Annotated in this window: 16 protein-coding genes; 14 read left to right on the top strand and 2 right to left on the bottom strand. The window is 68.0% G+C overall.

Annotation, left to right across the window (positions count from 1 at the left end; all coding sequences use genetic code 11):
- The first annotated feature begins 145 nt into the window (after positions 1-145).
- From AC3A6R_RS07150 to AC3A6R_RS07130, 5 genes are all read left to right on the top strand, one after another.
- Positions 146-1,678 carry an ABC transporter ATP-binding protein gene (locus AC3A6R_RS07150; protein ID WP_487858347.1) on the top strand — a complete coding sequence of 511 codons (1,533 nt, stop codon included), beginning with the start codon at positions 146-148 and terminating at the stop codon, positions 1,676-1,678.
- Positions 1,665-2,813, top strand: coding sequence for an ABC transporter permease (locus tag AC3A6R_RS07145; protein ID WP_487858346.1), 1,149 nt, complete (start codon positions 1,665-1,667; stop codon positions 2,811-2,813). Before AC3A6R_RS07150 ends, AC3A6R_RS07145 begins: the two co-directional genes overlap by 14 nt.
- Positions 2,814-2,936: 123 nt before the next feature.
- A complete protein-coding gene (locus tag AC3A6R_RS07140; RefSeq protein WP_487858345.1) occupies positions 2,937-3,860 on the top strand; it encodes an ABC transporter permease in 924 nt (307 codons plus the stop codon).
- A gap of 49 nt (positions 3,861-3,909) precedes the next feature.
- Positions 3,910-5,082, top strand: a complete 1,173-nt coding sequence (locus AC3A6R_RS07135; protein WP_487858344.1) for a BMP family ABC transporter substrate-binding protein — start codon at positions 3,910-3,912, stop codon at positions 5,080-5,082.
- A gap of 82 nt (positions 5,083-5,164) precedes the next feature.
- Positions 5,165-5,929, top strand: a complete 765-nt coding sequence (locus AC3A6R_RS07130; protein ID WP_487864112.1) for a hypothetical protein — start codon at positions 5,165-5,167, stop codon at positions 5,927-5,929.
- Between the two features lie 60 nt (positions 5,930-5,989).
- Here the strand turns inward: AC3A6R_RS07130 and AC3A6R_RS07125 are convergent, their stop codons facing one another.
- Positions 5,990-6,328 (bottom strand): hypothetical protein, encoded by a 339-nt coding sequence (locus AC3A6R_RS07125; RefSeq protein ID WP_487858342.1) that lies wholly within the window; start codon positions 6,326-6,328, stop codon positions 5,990-5,992.
- A 200-nt stretch (positions 6,329-6,528) separates the two neighbouring features.
- Here AC3A6R_RS07125 and AC3A6R_RS07120 point away from each other — a divergent pair, with 200 nt between their 5' ends.
- The 7 genes from AC3A6R_RS07120 to AC3A6R_RS07090 all read left to right on the top strand — a co-directional run bounded on the left by AC3A6R_RS07120 (position 6,529) and on the right by AC3A6R_RS07090 (position 13,940).
- Positions 6,529-7,602, top strand: coding sequence for an adenosine deaminase (locus AC3A6R_RS07120; protein ID WP_487858341.1), 1,074 nt, complete (start codon positions 6,529-6,531; stop codon positions 7,600-7,602).
- Positions 7,603-7,614: 12 nt separating this feature from the next.
- Positions 7,615-8,007, top strand: a complete 393-nt coding sequence (locus tag AC3A6R_RS07115) for a carboxymuconolactone decarboxylase family protein (RefSeq protein WP_487864111.1) — start codon at positions 7,615-7,617, stop codon at positions 8,005-8,007.
- A gap of 109 nt (positions 8,008-8,116) precedes the next feature.
- Positions 8,117-9,223: a BMP family ABC transporter substrate-binding protein gene (locus AC3A6R_RS07110; protein WP_487864110.1), complete on the top strand. Its 1,107-nt coding sequence runs from the start codon at positions 8,117-8,119 to the stop codon at positions 9,221-9,223.
- Between the two features lie 115 nt (positions 9,224-9,338).
- Positions 9,339-10,628, top strand: a complete 1,290-nt coding sequence (gene guaD, locus AC3A6R_RS07105) for a guanine deaminase (protein WP_487864109.1) — start codon at positions 9,339-9,341, stop codon at positions 10,626-10,628.
- Positions 10,629-10,786: 158 nt separating this feature from the next.
- Positions 10,787-11,353 carry a dCTP deaminase gene (gene dcd, locus AC3A6R_RS07100; RefSeq protein ID WP_487858337.1) on the top strand — a complete coding sequence of 189 codons (567 nt, stop codon included), beginning with the start codon at positions 10,787-10,789 and terminating at the stop codon, positions 11,351-11,353.
- Positions 11,354-11,453: 100 nt separating this feature from the next.
- Positions 11,454-12,338, top strand: coding sequence for a KPN_02809 family neutral zinc metallopeptidase (gene ypfJ / locus AC3A6R_RS07095; protein ID WP_487864108.1), 885 nt, complete (start codon positions 11,454-11,456; stop codon positions 12,336-12,338).
- Between the two features lie 129 nt (positions 12,339-12,467).
- Positions 12,468-13,940 carry a DEAD/DEAH box helicase gene (locus tag AC3A6R_RS07090; RefSeq protein WP_487864107.1) on the top strand — a complete coding sequence of 491 codons (1,473 nt, stop codon included), beginning with the start codon at positions 12,468-12,470 and terminating at the stop codon, positions 13,938-13,940.
- A 27-nt stretch (positions 13,941-13,967) separates the two neighbouring features.
- Here AC3A6R_RS07090 and AC3A6R_RS07085 read toward each other — a convergent pair whose 3' ends face one another.
- Positions 13,968-14,810, bottom strand: a complete 843-nt coding sequence (locus tag AC3A6R_RS07085) for a symmetrical bis(5'-nucleosyl)-tetraphosphatase (RefSeq protein WP_487864106.1) — start codon at positions 14,808-14,810, stop codon at positions 13,968-13,970.
- 23 nt (positions 14,811-14,833) lie between these two features.
- Between AC3A6R_RS07085 and AC3A6R_RS07080 the strand changes: the two genes are divergently transcribed.
- Together AC3A6R_RS07080 and AC3A6R_RS07075 are read left to right on the top strand one after the other, a co-directional pair.
- On the top strand, positions 14,834-16,132 hold the full coding sequence (locus AC3A6R_RS07080) for a hemolysin family protein (protein WP_487858333.1): 1,299 nt from the start codon (positions 14,834-14,836) through the stop codon (positions 16,130-16,132).
- A gap of 7 nt (positions 16,133-16,139) precedes the next feature.
- Positions 16,140-16,778: an FABP family protein gene (locus tag AC3A6R_RS07075; protein ID WP_487864105.1), complete on the top strand. Its 639-nt coding sequence runs from the start codon at positions 16,140-16,142 to the stop codon at positions 16,776-16,778.
- Positions 16,779-16,790: the final 12 nt, after the last annotated feature.

Raw genomic sequence — 16,790 nt, 5'->3', positions numbered from 1 at the left:
TGTAGCCGCCTCCCCCCCACTGGGGGGCGCACCCAGTGGCCCGGCGTAGCCGGTTCCACGGGTGCCCTGGCCGGGGCTGCCGTTCGTGGGCCGATTTCGTCGGGGACGCTATTAAACTTGTAGCTATTCCGCACCAGGCTTTGGCATGACCCATCCCAGACTCCAGCTCGCCAACATCACGAAGCGCTATCCGGCGGTGGTGGCGAACAGCGACATCTCGCTGGCCGTCGCCCCCGGCGAGATCCATGCCGTGCTCGGCGAGAACGGCGCCGGCAAGTCGACGCTGATGAAGATCATCTACGGCTCGGTCAAGCCCGACGAGGGCACCGTGGTGTTCGACGGCGAGCCCGTGCAACTGCGCAACCCGCAGCAGGCGAGGGCGCTGGGCATCAGCATGGTGTTCCAGCACTTCAGTCTGTTCGACACGCTCACCGTGGCCGAGAACGTGTGGCTCGGCCTGGACAAGTCGCTGGCGCTCGCCGAAGTGGCGCGCAGCATCTCGGCCAAGGCGAGCGAGTACGGCCTGGACATCGACCCTTCGCGGCCGGTGCACACGCTGTCGGTCGGCGAGATGCAGCGCGTGGAGATCATCCGCGCGCTGCTCACCAACCCCCGGCTCCTGATCCTCGACGAGCCGACCTCGGTGCTCACGCCCCAGGCGGTGGGCAAGTTGTTCGCAGTGCTCAACAAGCTGGCGTCGGAAGGCTGCAGCATCCTCTATATCAGCCACAAGCTGCACGAGATCCGCGAACTCTGCACCGCCTGCACGGTGCTGCGCGGCGGCAAGGTCACGGGCGTGTGCGACCCGCGGCAGGAAAGCAACGAGTCGCTGTCGCGGCTGATGATCGGCTCCGAGCCGCCGCCGCTCACGCACCGGCCGGTGCATGCGGGCGCGGTGGCGCTCGCCGTCGAGGGCCTCACGCTGGCGCGCGAGGACCAGTTCGGCGTCGACCTCGACGCAATCTCGTTCGAGGTGCGCGCGGGCGAGGTGGTCGGCATCGCGGGCGTCTCGGGCAATGGCCAGAAGGAGCTGCTCTACGCGCTCTCGGGCGAGGACGTGCGCGCCGGCGCCGCCATGGTGCGGGTGTTCGACCGGCCCGCCGGACGGCTTGCGCCGCGCGCGCGGCGGGCGCTCGGCCTGCATTTCGTGCCCGAGGAGCGGCTGGGCCGCGGCGCGGTGCCCACGCTCGGGCTCGCGCACAACCTGCTGCTCACGCGCGGCAATGCCGTGGGCCGGGGCGGCTGGATCCGCACCGCGGCGCTCGAGAAGCATGCCAAGGCCATCATTGCGCGCTTCAACGTCAAGGCCGGCGGCCCGCATGCGGCGGCGCGCTCGCTGTCGGGCGGCAACCTGCAGAAATACATCGTCGGGCGCGAGATCGATGCCGACCCGAAGCTCTTCATCGTCTCGCAGCCGACCTGGGGCGTGGACGTGGGCGCCGCCGCGCTGATCCGCGGCGAGATCCTCGCGCTGCGCGACGCGGGCTGCGCGGTGCTGGTGGTCAGTGAAGAACTCGACGAGCTGTTCGACATCAGCGATCGCCTGCACGTGATCGCCAAGGGGCGGCTGTCGCCCTCGGTCGACCGCGCGGCAGCCACGCTGCCGCAGATCGGCGAATGGATGAGCGGGCTCTGGCAGGCGAACGGCGGCAAGGAGGCGGCGCATGCTCAAGCTTGAAGCGCGTCCGGAGCTTTCGCGCTTCTGGACTTTTGCCTCGCCGATCCTGGCGCTGCTGGTCACCGTGCTGATCGGCGTGGCGCTGTTCGCCGCGCTCGGCAAGGACCCCGTCAAGGGCCTGCTGGTGTTCTTCTACGAGCCCATCAAGAACGGCTACGCGATCGGCGAACTCACGATCAAGGCCACGCCGCTGCTGATCATCGCGCTCGGCCTGGCGGTGTGCTTCCGTTCGAACGTCTGGAACATCGGCGCCGAGGGCCAGTTCGTGTTCGGCGCCATCGCAGCGGGCGGCGTGGCGCTGATGGCCGACAAGACCACCGGTTCGTGGATCGTCGGGGCCATTCTCGTGGCGGGCACGCTCGGCGGCATGGTGTGGGCGGGCATCGTGGCTTTCCTGCGCGACCGCTTCAACGCCAATGAAATTCTCGTGAGCCTGATGCTGGTGTACGTGGCGACGCTGCTCTTGAGCTACATGGTGTTCGGCCCCTGGAAAGATCCGCAGGGCTACAACTTCCCGCAGTCGAAGACCTTCGAGGCCGTGACGCAGATTCCGCGGCTCTTCAAGGGCTCGCGCGTGAGCATCGGGCTGATCATCGCGCTGGTAGGCGTGGGCGTGCTCTGGGTCTTTCTTTTCCGCACGCGTGCCGGTTTCGCACAGCAGGTCGGCGGGCTGGCACCGGCGGCGGCGCGCTACGCGGGCTTCTCGGCGCGGCGCGCGGTGTGGACAGCGCTGCTGGTCTCGGGCGGCGCGGCGGGCCTGGCCGGTGCGCTCGAAGTCGCCGGCCCGCTGGGCCAACTGACGCCGTACGTGCCCGCAGGCTACGGCTTCGCGGCGATCATCGTGGCCTTCGTGGGGCGGCTGCATCCGGTCGGCATGGTGTTCTCGGCCATCCTCATGAGCATGTTCTACATCGGCGGCGAGCTCGCGCAGTCGCGCCTGGGCCTGCCCAAGTCGCTCACGGGCGTGTTCCAGGGACTGCTGCTGTTCACGCTGCTGGCCTGCGACACGTTGATCGCCTATCGCATCCGCCGAAAGGCCGCTGCGAAAGCGGCGGGGCCCACGTTGACGACAGGCTCGCTGCAAGCCAGCACGCCTTTGACCGCGCCGATCGTGCGTTCCACGGAGTCCACATGAAGCACACGATGAATTCACTTCCAGGAACACCGCGGAACCGGCTTTGCCGGGCCGCTGGTGTTGCCCCCGGTAGGGGGGTGGTGGAGCGGACACGCAGTGCCGCGCAGCTTGGGGGCGAGCAACATGTTTGACAGCTACGCACTCCTTTTGGGCTCCACACTTAGCGCCGGCACCGTGCTCGCGATCGCGGCGCTGGGCCTCTTGATCAACGAGAAGGCCGGCATCGTCAACCTCGGCGCCGAGGGCATGATGCTCTGCGCCGCCATCGCAGGCTTCGCGACGGTCGTCACCACCCACAACCCCTGGCTCGGCTTCCTGGCCGGCATGGCCGCCGGCGCACTGCTCGCGGCCTTCTTCGGTGTGCTGGTGATCTGGCTCAACACCAACCAGTACGCCACCGGGCTCGCGCTGAGCCTGTTCGGCGTCGGCTTTTCGGCCTTTGTCGGCATCAACTTCGTGCAGGCGCGGCTGCCGGAGAGCGTGTCGTACGCCATACCGTGGCTCAGCGAGATTCCCCTCGTCGGCCCCGCGCTGTTCCGCCACCACCCGATGGTGTACATCGCGGTGTTGTTGACGGTCGGGCTCATCTGGTTTCTCTACCGCACGCGCGCCGGCCTCGTGCTGCGCTCGGTCGGCGAATCGCCTGAATCGGCGCATGCGCTCGGCTACCCGGTGCGCCGCATCCGCTTCATGGCCGTGGTCGCTGGCGGCGCTCTCTGCGGGCTTTCGGGCGCGTACCTCTCGACCGTCTACACGCCGCTGTGGGTCGAGGGCATGGTCGCGGGCCGCGGCTGGATCGCGCTCGCGCTCACCACCTTCGCCACCTGGCGGCCCATGCGCGTGCTGCTGGGCGCCTACCTGTTCGGCGGCGTGTCGATGCTGGGCTTCCATTTGCAGAGCAGCGGCGTCGACGTGCCCGCCCAGTTCCTCAGCATGCTGCAGTACATCGCGCCCATCGTGGTGCTGGCGTTGATCTCGCGCAACCCGGCGTTCATCCGCATCAACATGCCCGCTTCGATCGGGAAACCGTTCTACCCCGGCTCATAATCTCGCTTTTCGTTTTTCCGCCAACCGTCCTTTTTTTAGGATTCCGACAATGAATGACCTGAACAAGCGCTCCCTGCTAAAGCTCGCCGCCCTGACCGCGGTGGCTTCGGCGGCCCTGATCGGCTGCGGCAAGACGGAGGAGCCGGCTGCACCCGCCGCGGCGCCGACGCCCGCACCGGCGCCCGCCGCCGCGGCACCGGCACCCGCAGCGCCGCTCAACATCGCGTTCGCCTACATCGGTCCGGTCGGCGATGGCGGCTGGACCTTTGCGCACGACAACGGCCGCAAGGCGCTCGAAAAGGAATTCGGCGACAAGATCAAGACCACCTTCGTGGAGAGCGTGCCCGAGGGCGCCGACGCCGAGCGCGTGTTCCGCGACCTGGTCGGCCAGGGCAACAAGCTGATCTTCGGCACCACCTTCGGCTACATGGAGCCGATGCTCAAGGTGGCCAACGACAGCAAGGACGTCAAGTTCGAGCATGCCACCGGCTACAAGACCGCCGAGAACATGCGCACCTACGACAGCCGCACCTACGAAGGCGCGTACATGGCCGGCATCATTGCCGGCGCCATGACCAAGAGCAACACGCTCGGCGTGGTGGGCTCGGTGCCGATCCCCGAGGTGCTGCGCAACATCAACAGCTTCACCATGGGCGCGCAGTCGGTTAACCCGAAGATCACCACCAAGGTCGTGTGGGTCAACGAATGGTTCAGCCCGCCCAAGGAGACCGAGGCCGCCACCGCCCTCATCAACGGCGGCGCCGACGTCCTGTTCCAGAACACCGACTCGCCGGCCGTGCTCAAGACCGCGCAGGAAAAAGGCAAGCGCGCCTTCGGCTGGGATTCGGACATGACCGCCTACGGCCCCAAGGCCCACCTCGCGTCGGCCACCATCAACTGGGCGCCGTACTACATCAAGGCCACGCAAGACGCGATCGACGGCAAGTGGACCACCGGCCAGAGCTGGTGGGGCGTGAAGGAAGGCGCGATCGACATCGTCTCGATCGCCGAAGACGTGCCGGCTGAAACCAAGGCCAAGGTCGAGGAAGTGAAGAAGGGCCTGAAGGACGGCAGCTTCTCGATCTGGAAAGGCCCCATCCTGGGCCAGGACGGCAAGGAACTGGTCGCCAAGGACGCGGTGGCCGACGACAAGTTCCTGTCGGGCGTGAACTTCTACGTCAAGGGCGTGGAAGGCAAGGTGCCGGGCGGGGACAAGAAGTAAGACACAGCGCCGGATCATCAACGGGCCATGCCTTCAGGGGCATGGCCCGTTGTCGTTTCATCCTTTTCAACTGGAGCCTTCGATGCGCAACCCACTCGACTTCACCTCCTGGCAAGGCCTTGTCTCCACGCTCCTCGGACTGGTGCTGGTCTCGATCGTGGCGGTCGGCATCCGCATCGTGGTGATGCTCAGCGTGCAGCAACGGCGGGAGCGGCAGAACCGGCAGATCAATGAGCGGCTGAAGACGCTGATCGCGGCCTACAAGGTGCTCGGCGGGTCGTTCACCGGTGAACTGGCGGTGGACCCGAGCCACTTGCGCGACCTGCGGGAGCGGCGGTCTCAGGCGCGGGCCGGCGGGCAAGCCGCGATTGCAGGTGAAGCCATCGAGGGCGCGGACGAGGACGGACTTCCGGCATCGGACCGGCGCCGCCGCATCCGCGACGCGGTCGAGGGCGCGCTGTCCGACGTGATCCTGCTGGGCACCGAGGCGCAGGTCCGGCTGGCGGCGCAGGCGGCCAGCGACATGGCGGCGGGACGCAGCGTGGAAACGGCCGAACTGGTGGTCTCGCTGCGCACCTTCATCCGCGAGGTGCTCGACCTGGCACCGGTGCCGCCGGAACTCGGCATTCCGAAGCAGGGACCGCTGCGCACCAAGGGCACGCCGACACGCAGCGACCGCGCGGGTGGCGGCGCGGGCGGAGGCGGCGGCGCGAGAGGTGGTGGCAGCGGTGCGGGCATGGGCATGGGCGCCGGACTCGGCGCCGGCGTCGGCGTCGGCCTGCACCATGGCGCGGCCGATGCAAGCCCGGCGCCCGCGGCGGGGCTGCCGCGCGACACGGAACCCTGACTCTTCGTGGCTCACGGCCCGCGCCACAATCGCCCGCGCGGCCGCGCTGCCCTGGACGTGCTATTGGTCGACGCTCGAAAACGCCTTGAGCACGGCCACGCCCCTGAAGGCCCGCCAGAGTCCGAAGGGCACCAGCAGCGCGCCGGCCAGCCGATGCAGCGGCGGCTCCAGGGACAGCGCGGCCCAGATACCGAGCGCGGCGATGAGCAGGCCACCGACGATGTTCACCACGCCGCCGCTGAGCCACTGCAACTGGAGGATCCGCGCCGTCAGCGACAGCATGCGATCGGCCACCTTGAGTCCGAGGCGGTCGGCCAGCACATAGAGCCCAAGCAGCAGCAGCGGCGCCACGGCGATGCCGATCAGGAGATACGCCGCGATGCTGATCAAGGTGTGCATGCTTGCCAGCTTATCAAGCGGGCCGCCGGCTCAGGCGAATCGATCGAGCAGTCTGTACGAGGCCACGCCCGCCGCGATGTAGAAGCGCTGCAATCCAGGCCATACGGTTTTGCGCATCGCGGTGGCGTCGCGAGCCTTTATGCTGTGCGCGAACACGCTGCCACTTTTCGCATTCCCACATCCCCGCGCAAGACCCCGCCATGACCGACTTCCGCCCCACCTTCGACCAGCGCTTCGATAGCATCCCGGCCGCGCGCCTGCCCGAACTGCTGTGCGCCATGCCCAAGGCCGAGCTGCACATGCACATCGAAGGCTCGCTCGAACCCGAGCTGATCTTCGCGCTCGCCGGGCGCAACGGCGTGGCCCTTCCCTACGCGAGCGTGGAGGAACTGCGCCGCGCCTACGCCTTCACCAACCTGCAGAGCTTCCTCGACATCTACTACGCCGGCGCGAGCGTGCTGCTGAAGGCGCAGGACTTCCACGACATGGCCTGGGCTTACCTAGAGCGCGCCGCGGCCGACAACGTGGTCCACACCGAGATGTTCTTCGACCCTCAGACGCACACCGCGCGCGGCGTGGCGATGGAGACCGTCATCGAGGGCCTGTACAGCGCCTGCACCGCGGCGGGGCCGAAGCTCGGCGTGAGTGCCTCGCTGATCCTGTGCTTCCTGCGCCACCTGAGCGAGGAAGAGGCTTTCGAGACGCTCGAACAGGCGCTGCCTTTTCGCGACAAGTTCATCGGCGTGGGGCTCGACTCGAGCGAGGTGGGCCATCCGCCCGAGAAGTTCGCGCGCGTGTTCGCGCGCTGCCGCGAGCTGGGATTGCATCTGGTCGCGCATGCCGGCGAGGAAGGCCCGCCCGAGTACGTCTGGAGTGCGCTCGACGTGCTGAAGGTCGAGCGCGTCGACCATGGCGTGCAGAGCGCGAAGGATCCGGCGCTGATGCAGCGGCTCGCGCAAGACCGCATTCCGCTCACCGTGTGCCCGCTGTCGAACCTCAAGCTCTGCGTGTTCCCCGACCTCGCGCAGCACAACCTCGGCGCGCTGCTCGATGCGGGGCTGGTCGCCACCGTCAACTCGGACGACCCGGCCTACTTCGGCGGCTACATGAACCAGAACTTCCTGCAGACCTTCGCGGCCACGGGGCTCGGCGTGCGGCATGCGTGGCAGCTCGCGGCCAACAGCTTCGAGGGCAGCTTCATCGACGAAGCGGCCAGGCGCGACTACCTGACGCGGCTCGACGCCGTCTTCGCGCGCTTCTCTGCCGACGCCTGAACTGGAGCCCCCATGAAACCCCAACCGATCCACTACGCGGACGCGCCCGACGAGGTGAAGGCCGTGTTCGACGACATCAGGGCCGTGCGCAACGTGCCCGACGTCAACAACTTCTGGAAGTACCTCGCGAACGATCCTGCGACGCTGCGGCGCACCTGGGCCAGCCTCAAGGAGGTGATGGCGCCGGGTGCGCTCGATCCGGTGGTCAAGGAGATGGTGTACCTCGCGGTGAGCGTGAGCAACGGCTGCGGCTATTGCACCGCAAGCCATCACGCGGGCGCCGAGAAGGCCGGCATGACGCCCGCGATGTTCGCCGAGCTGATGGCGGTCGTGGGCATGGCCAACGAGACGAACCGGCTCGTCAACGGCTACAGGGTGCCGATCGATCCCGCCTTCGACGCGTAAGGCAAGCCCGACAAGCCCGACAGCCTCCTAGGTAGAATCCCCAGCCCCGCAGCCGGCGTCCCGGCGGCTGCGGGGCTTTTGTTTTTCCGGGGCCATGTAGAGGAACACCATGTACAAAAACCTCGCGGGCCGCGCCGTTCTGGCGTGGGCAGCCGCTTGCTTTTTATCTCCCGCCTTCTCGCAACAGCCGCAGGCGCCGAAAGGGCCGCCGTTGAAGATCGGCTTCGTCTACGTCACGCCCATCACCGACGCCGGCTGGGTGCGCCAGCACGAAGAGGGCCGCAAGGCCGTCGAAGCGGCGCTGGGCGACAGGGTCAAGACCAGCTTCGTCGAGAACGTGCCCGAAGGCGCCGACGCCGAGCGCGTGATCCGGGACCTGGCGCAGCAGGGCCATGGGCTGATCTTCACGCCGAGCTTCGGCTACATGGAGCCCACGCTCAAGGTGGCGCGCGACTTTCCGGACGTGAAGTTCGAGTCGGTCACGGGCTACAAGACCGCGCCCAATGTCGCGACATCGAACGCGCGCTACTACGAAGGGCGCTACCTTGCGGGCATTGCCGCAGGCCGCATGACGAAGACGAACATCGCCGGCTACGTGGCGGGCTTTCCGATCCCGGAGGTGCTGCAGGGCATCAATGCCTTCACGCTCGGCATGCGCTCGGTGAACCCGCAGGCAAAAGTGGTGGTGGTGTGGCTCAACGAATGGTTCGATCCGCCGAAGGAGCGCGACGCTGCGATGGCGCTCTTCAACCAGAACGCCGACGTGCTGGCCTTCCACACCGGCTCGACCGCAGTGATGGCCGCGGCGCAGGAGCGCGGCAAGATGGCCGTGGCCTACCACTCCGACATGCGCAAGACGGCCCCCGACGCGCAGATCGTCGCCGTCACGCACCAGTGGGGCGGCTATTACACCGCCCGGGCCAAGGCCGTGCTCGACGGCACCTGGAAGAGCGGCAATCTCTGGGGCGGTGTGAAGGAAGGCCTGATCCGCGTCGGCGACTTCGGCGCGAAAGTGCCCAAGGCGGTGCAGGACGAAGTGCTGGCGCGGCAGAAGGACATCGCTGCGGGCAAGCTGCAGCCGTTTCGCGCGGTGGCCGCCGACGTGCGCGACAACGAAGGGCGCACCGTCATTGCCAAAGGTGCGCAGCTGAGCGACGAGCAGATCCTCAAGATGAACTGGCTCGCCGAGGGCGTGCAGGGGCGGGTGGGGCGCTGAGGCACTGGGCCGTGGGAGCGCCGACGCGCGGGCGCGCGAGTGGCCTGGGCATATAGCACTCATACACGCAGGGAAATTGCGCCGGCGCAGGGCTGGTTTACCCTCCGCAGCCACGATGAAAAAAGCCTACCGCGCCTCCCTCCTGCGTTTCGACGCTGCCGGCCAGCCCGTTTTCGACGAGGACGGCCTGCTGGTCGTCGCGCCCGATGGGGCCGGCCGACAGCGCGTGCTCGACGCGGGCAGCCATGCGGCCGTGTCGCCGCGCCATCCCGACGCCGAACTCACCACGCTGCCGGGCCGCATCCTCGCGCCGGGCTTCGTGGACATGCACATCCACTTTCCGCAAACCGACATCATCGGCTCGCCGTCGCCGGGCCTCTTGCCCTGGCTCGAGAACTACACCTTCCCCGCGGAAGCGAAGTTCGCCGACCCCGCGCATTCGAACGAAGTCGCCGAGGTGTTCTTCGACGAGCTGCTGCGCAACGGCGTGACGACGGCGCTGACCTTCGCGACCTCGCACGTGGCCTCGGTCGATGCTTTCTTCGAGGCCGCGCAGCAACGGGGCCTGCGCATGATCTCGGGCAAGGTGCTGCAGGACCGCCATTCGCCCGACGGCGTGCGCGATGAGACCGCGCAGAGCCTGGTCGATTCCGAGGCCCTGATCCGCAAGTGGCACGGCACCGATCGCCTGGGCTACGCGATCACGCCGCGCTTCGCGCCCGCGAGCACCGACGCCCAGATGCGCGGCGCCGGCGAGCTGGCCGCGAAGTACCCCGACACCTGGATCCAGTCGCACGTGGCCGAGAACCGCGACGAGGTGGCCTGGGTGCGCGAGCTCTATCCGCAATCGCGTTCCTACCTCGACGTGTACGCGGGTTTCGGCCTGATGCGCGAGCGGGCCGTGTACGCGCACTGCATCTACCTCGACGACACCGACCGCGCGCTGATGCGCGACACGAAGACCGCGGCCGCCGTGAGCCCGACCAGCAACCTGTTCCTCGGCAGCGGCTTCTTCGACTTCGGGGCGGCCGACCGCACCGGGTTTCCGTACGGCCTCGCGAGCGACGTGGGCGGCGGCACCAGCTTCAGCCCCTTCCACACGATGATGGCGGCCTACTACGTCGGCCGCGAGGGCCAGACCAAGCCCGGCCTGAGCATTGCGCCGTCCGAGCTCTGGTGGCGCCACACCGGCGGCGCGGCGCGCGCCCTGGGGCTCGACGGCGTGATCGGCAACCTGCAGCCCGGCTGCGAGGCCGACTTCCTGGTGCTCAACCCGCGCGAAGCCACGCCGCTGCTCGCGCGCAAGGCTGCGCGTGCCGAGAACCTCGAGGAACTGCTGTTCGCGATGATCGTGCTTGGCGACGACCGGCTGATCGAGCGCACGGTGATTTCGCAGGCGGGGTGAGCGGACGCGCAGTTCGCCCATGCCACAATCGCCGACCTAGCGGCGCAGCGGGTACCTTCGGGAAACGCCGCGGAACCGGCTTTGCCGGGCCGCTGGTGTTGCCCCCTTGAGGGGGGTTGGCGAAGCGACACGAAGTGCGCGAAGACTGGGGGTGTTTTATGTCTATCAAGAGCGACAAATGGATTCGGCGCATGGCCGAGCAGCACGGCATGATCGAGCCCTTCGAGCCCGGGCAGGTGCGCGAGGCCGCGGGCCACAGGATCATCAGCTACGGCACCTCGAGCTACGGCTACGACATCCGCTGCGCGCCTGAATTCAAGGTTTTCACCAACATCCACAGCACCGTGGTCGACCCGAAGAACTTCGACGAGAAGAGCTTCGTCGACATGCACGGCGACTACTGCATCATCCCGCCCAACAGCTTCGCGCTGGCGCGCACGGTCGAGTACTTCCGCATCCCGCGCAACGTGCTCACCATCTGCCTCGGCAAGAGCACCTACGCGCGCTGCGGGATCATCGTGAACGTGACGCCCTTCGAGCCCGAATGGGAAGGCTACGTGACGCTCGAGTTCAGCAACACCACGCCGCTGCCCGCCAAGATCTATGCGGGCGAGGGCTGTGCCCAGGTGCTGTTCTTCGAGAGCGACGAGGTCTGCGAGACCAGCTACAAGGACCGCGGCGGCAAGTACCAAGGCCAGCGCGGCGTCACACTGCCCAAGACCTGAGGCCTTCGGCGCGCTGACCCCCGGTTACGCAGCCAGCGGCCGGGCCCATTACCATCCGCTCACGATCCGGCCCACTTCGACAGCCGGCAAGGAGCGCGCGATGAGATGGGAAGGCAACGAACAATCCGACAACGTCGAAGACCGCCGCAGCGGCGGGGGCGGTGGCGGCGGCTTCATCGGTGGGCGGAGCATCGGCATCGGCACCATCGCGGTCGCGCTGATCGCGGGCTGGATCTTCGGCATCAACCCGCTCACGGTGCTGAGCCTCTTGAGCGGGGGCGGCCCGGAACAGGCGCAGGTGCAGCAACAGCAACAAGGCCCCGCGCCGAAGCCGCCGGCCGCCGACCGCGAGGCGGCCTTCGTCTCGACCGTGCTGCGCAACACCGAGGTGGTGTGGAGCGACATCTTCCGCCAGAACGGCGGCACCTACCAGGCGCCGCGGCTGGTGCTGTTCCGCGGCGCCACGCCCACCGCCTGCGGCACTGGCGAGTCGGCCATGGGCCCGTTCTACTGCCCCGGCGACAAGAAGGTCTACATCGACCTGTCTTTCTACGACACGCTCAAGAATCAGCTCGGCGCGCCGGGCGAATTTGCGCAGGCCTACGTGATCGCGCATGAGGTCGGCCACCACGTGCAGGACGAGCTCGGCATCACCGCCAAGGTCGACGGCATGCGGCGGCGAATGAGCCAGTCGCAGAACAACGCCCTGAGCGTGCGCGTCGAGCTGCAGGCCGACTGCTTCGCGGGCATCTGGGCCCACCATTCGCAAGAGTCGAAGAAGTGGCTCGATCCCGGCGACATCGAGGCCGCGATGAACGCTGCGCAGAAGATCGGCGACGACGCGCTGCAGCGCTCGGCGGGCCGCGCGGTGGTGCCCGACAGCTTCACGCACGGCTCCAGCGCGCAGCGCCAGAAGTGGTTCGGCACCGGTTTCCAGACCGGCGATGTGAAGTCGTGCGACACCTTCAATGCCCGGACGCTTTGATCGAAGCGGCGCGATGGCGCACTGACACTGGCTGCAGCGCTATGAAATAAATAGCAACGCGCGCTTTGCGGGCGTTGTCACCGAGTCTTCACTGCCATTTTTTGCGGCAATGCGACAATAGCGGGCTTAATGACAAGCTCCTTCTCCAACCTCATGCTGGCGGATTCGCTGGCGCGCGCCGTAGCCGAAATGGGCTACGAGACCATGACCCCGATCCAGGAACAGGCCATTCCGGTCGTGCTTTCAGGCCAGGACGTGATGGGTGCCGCGCAAACCGGCACCGGCAAGACCGCTGCGTTCACGCTGCCCTTGCTGCAGCGCATGCTCAAGCACGAGAACGCGTCCACCTCGCCCGCACGGCATCCGGTGCGTGCGCTGGTGCTGCTGCCCACGCGCGAACTCGCCGACCAGGTGGCCCAGCAGGTCAAGCTGTACGCCAAGTACACCAACCTGCGCAGCACGGTGGTGTTCGGCGGCATCGACATGAAGCCGCAGACGCTCGAGCTCAAGAAGGGCGTCGAGGTGCTGGTGGCCACGCCGGGCCGGTTGCTCGACCACATCGAGGCCAAGAACACGGTGCTCAACCAGGTCGAGTACGTGGTGCTCGACGAGGCCGACCGCATGCTCGACATCGGCTTTCTGCCCGACCTGCAGCGCATCCTGAGCTACCTGCCCAAGCAGCGCACCACGCTGCTGTTCTCGGCCACCTTCTCGCCCGAGATCAAGCGGCTCGCCGGCAGCTACCTGCAGAACCCCGTCACCATCGAGGTGGCGCGGCCGAACGAAACAGCGTCGACCGTCGAGCAGCGCTTCTTCAGCGTGACCGACGACGACAAGCGCCGCGCGCTCAAGCAGATCGTGAAGCAGCGCGGCATCACGCAGGCCTTCGTGTTCGTCAACAGCAAGCTCGGCTGTGCGCGCCTGGCCCGTTCGCTCGAACGCGATGGCCTTCGCACCACCGCGCTGCACGGCGACAAGAGCCAGGACGAGCGCCTGAAGGCGCTGGCTTCGTTCAAGGCCGGCGAGGTCGACCTGCTGGTGTGCACCGACGTCGCGGCGCGCGGCCTCGACATCAAGGACGTGCCGGCGGTGTTCAACTTCGACATCCCGTTCAACGCCGAAGACTACGTGCACCGCATCGGCCGCACCGGCCGTGCCGGCGCGTCGGGCCTGGCAGTCAGCTTTGCAAGCGGCGGCAACGATGCGCGCCTGGTGGCCGACATCGAGAAGCTGATCAAGAAGAAGATCGAGCTCGAGGCGATGGAGTTCGAGGAAGACCATCCACGCGGCCGCATCAACGACGGCCGCCGCCACTGGCGCGAAGAGGGCGAGGCCGGCGATGCACGCGACGTGCTCGACCAGCCGCGCGAACAACGCAGCAGCACCCTCGGAGGCGATGCACGCCGCGGCGGCGCTGGCCGTCCGCACCGCGCGTCTGCACCGCGCGATCCGTTCTTCGACAAGCCCTACGAACCGGGCGAGCGCGAGGCCGCACCCGCCTGGGAAGCGGCCGCCAAGGCCGCACCGTCGCGCGGCATCTCGAGCAACATCAAGTCCAAGCGCAAGGTGCCGGCGCTGTTCAAGAGCGCCGAGCCGAGCTGAGCGAGAGCAGCCGGCCCCGCTGCCGGCTCAACCGGGCTTCTGCGCCTGTTCGCACTTCACCTGGATCAGCTCGCGCTCGTCCAGCGTGGCACCGATCCGCACCGCGCTGAGGCAGCCGCCCCAGACGCAGCCGGTGTCGGTGGAAAGCAGGTCGGGTCGCGACAGCCAGCCCAGCGTCGACCAATGGCCGAATGCGATCGTCACATCGGCGGTCTTGCGCCCCGGCACGTCGAACCACGGCATGAGGCCCTCGGGCGCGGCGGCCGCGTTGTCGGCGCTCTCGAAATCCATCACGCCGTCGGCCGAGCAGAAACGCAGCCGCGTGAGCGCATTCACCACCACGCGCAGCCGGGCGTTGCCCGTGAGCGCATCGCGCCAATGGTCGGGCGCGTTGCCGTACATGTCGAGCAGGAACTCGCCGAGCGCGGGCCCCCGCAGCACCGATTCGAGTTCGGCCGCGAGCGCCCGCGTGTCGCCGACGGTCCACTGCGGCAGCACGCCCGCATGCACCATGAGCAGCTCGCCGCCGCCGATCTGCATGTGCAGCGCCATGTGCTGGCGGCGCAGCCAGTCGAGCATCGCCTCGCTGTCGGGCGAAGCGAGCAGGCCGGCCAGCGTGTCCTTGCGGCCGGGCTTGCGCGCGCCGTGCGCCACGCCGAGCAGGTGCAGGTCGTGGTTGCCGAGCAGGCTCAGCGCGGAGGCGCCGTAGCCCTGCACCCGCCGCAGCACGGCGGCCGAGTCGGGGCCGCGGTTGACCAGGTCGCCCAGCAGCACGAGGGTGTCGCGGCTCGGGGAAAAGCCGATCTTGTCGAGCAGCCGCTGGAGGGCGTCGTCGCAGCCCTGTATATCGCCGATCAAGTAAAGTGCCATTTCCTCATTTTCACCCCCTGTACATGGATGTCTTGCTCCTGGCCATGCTGACGACGCTGAATGCGTTGTTCGCGATGTCCGAAATGGCCCTTTCCACCAGCCGGCGCGCGCGCCTTGCGGCCCTGGCCGAAACGGGAGATGCCGGCGCCGAGGCAGCGCTTCGGCTGATGGAGGAACCGACCCACTTTCTCTCGACGGTGCAGATCGGCATCACGTCGATAGGCATGCTCAGCGGCATCGTGGGCGAGGCCGCGTTCGCGGCGCCGCTCGCTGTGTGGCTCGCAGAACTCGGCATGGGCGAAGGCACGGCCAGCGTGGTGTCGACCGCGCTGGTGGTGACCGGCATCACCTTCTTCACCATCATCTTCGGCGAGCTGGTGCCCAAGCGCATCGGCCAGCTCTACCCCGAGCCGGTGGCACGCTGGGTGTCGCGGCCGATGCGCGGGCTCGCCAAGGGCGCGAAGCCCTTCGTGTGGTTGCTCGCGGGCGCCACGGCCACGGTGCTGAAGCTGCTGCGCATCGACGCCAATGCCGCGCGCTCGATGACCGAGGAAGAAATCTCCGCCAGCCTCGAGGAGGGCGTGGACGCCGGCGTGATCGAGCACCACGAGCACCAGATGGTGCGCAACGTGTTCCACCTCGACGACCGCCGGCTCTCGTCGCTGATGATCCCGCGCGCCGACATCGAATGGCTCGATGCCGCCGACACGGTGGCCGAGGCACTGCAGAAGGTGGCCGACGCGGGCGCGCTCAACCTCGTGCATTCGTGGTACCCGGTGTGCCGCAACTCGCTCGACGACGTGGTCGGCGTGATCAGCGTGGCGCACCTGCTGCGGCTCGGCATCGACCATGCGGGCCGGCTCGGCGAAGAGGCTGCGCCGGCCGTGTTCGTGCCCGAGACGCTCACCGGCATGGAACTGCTCGAGCAGTTCCGCGAACGCGGCGGCCGCCTGGTGTTCGTGGTCGACGAATACGGCGTGGTGCAAGGCCTCATGACGCCGCGCGACATGCTCGAGGCGATCACCGGCGAACTGCAGCCCGGCGTCCTGACCGACGCCTGGGCGCATCAGCGGCCCGACGGCGTCTGGGAGCTCGACGGCCTCATGCCGGTGTCGGAGCTGCGCGCGCGCCTCGGCATCCGCGAACTGCCGGACGAGGAGCGCGGGCGCTACAACACCGTGGCGGGCTTGCTGATGTCGGTGTCGGGCCACCTGCCCGAAGCCGGCGAGGTCATCGACTGCGCAGGCTGGCAGTTCGAGATCACCGCCCTCGAGGGCCGCCGCATCGACCGGGTGCTGGCCATGCCCGAGAAGGCCTCCTAGAAAAACCATGAATCCGACCGAAGACATCTACACCGAGCCCCCCGCCGACCCCGACACGCTGGCCAACCTCGGCCCGCTGCGCGCGCTGGCCGGCGTCTGGGAGGGCACGCGCGGCGTGGATGTGAAGCCCAAGCGCGAAGGTCCGAAGACGCAGGCGTATGTCGAGCGCATCGAACTGCAGCCGATCGACGCGCAGACCAACGGCCCGCAGCTGCTCTACGGGCTGCGCTACCACACCTACATCCACAAGCCCGGGCTCACCAAGATGTACCACGACCAGGTGGGCTACTGGCTCTGGGAGCCGGCCACCGGCATGCTGATGCACACGCTGGCCATTCCGCGCGGCCAGGTCGCGATGGCGGTGGGCCAGGCCAAGGCCGACGACACGCGCTTCACGCTCAGCGCCGAGCGCGGCAGCCTGGTGAACGGCATCGTCTCGAACCCGTTCATCGAGCGCGCCTTCACCACCACGGCCTGGAACATCAGCGTGACGATCAACCCCGACGGCACCTGGTCGTACGACCAGGCCACGATCATGCAGATCGCGGGGCAGGCGGAGCCGTTCCATCACACCGACCGCAACACGCTGACGCGGGTGGCGGGGCCGGGGCTCAATCCGCTGGCATTGGCCGCCGCAGCGCACTGAGGCGGGCAGGGC

The organism is Variovorax sp. Soil_C_19, from assembly GCF_057657255.1.
This window is presented reverse-complemented; position numbering and strand designations above follow the sequence as displayed.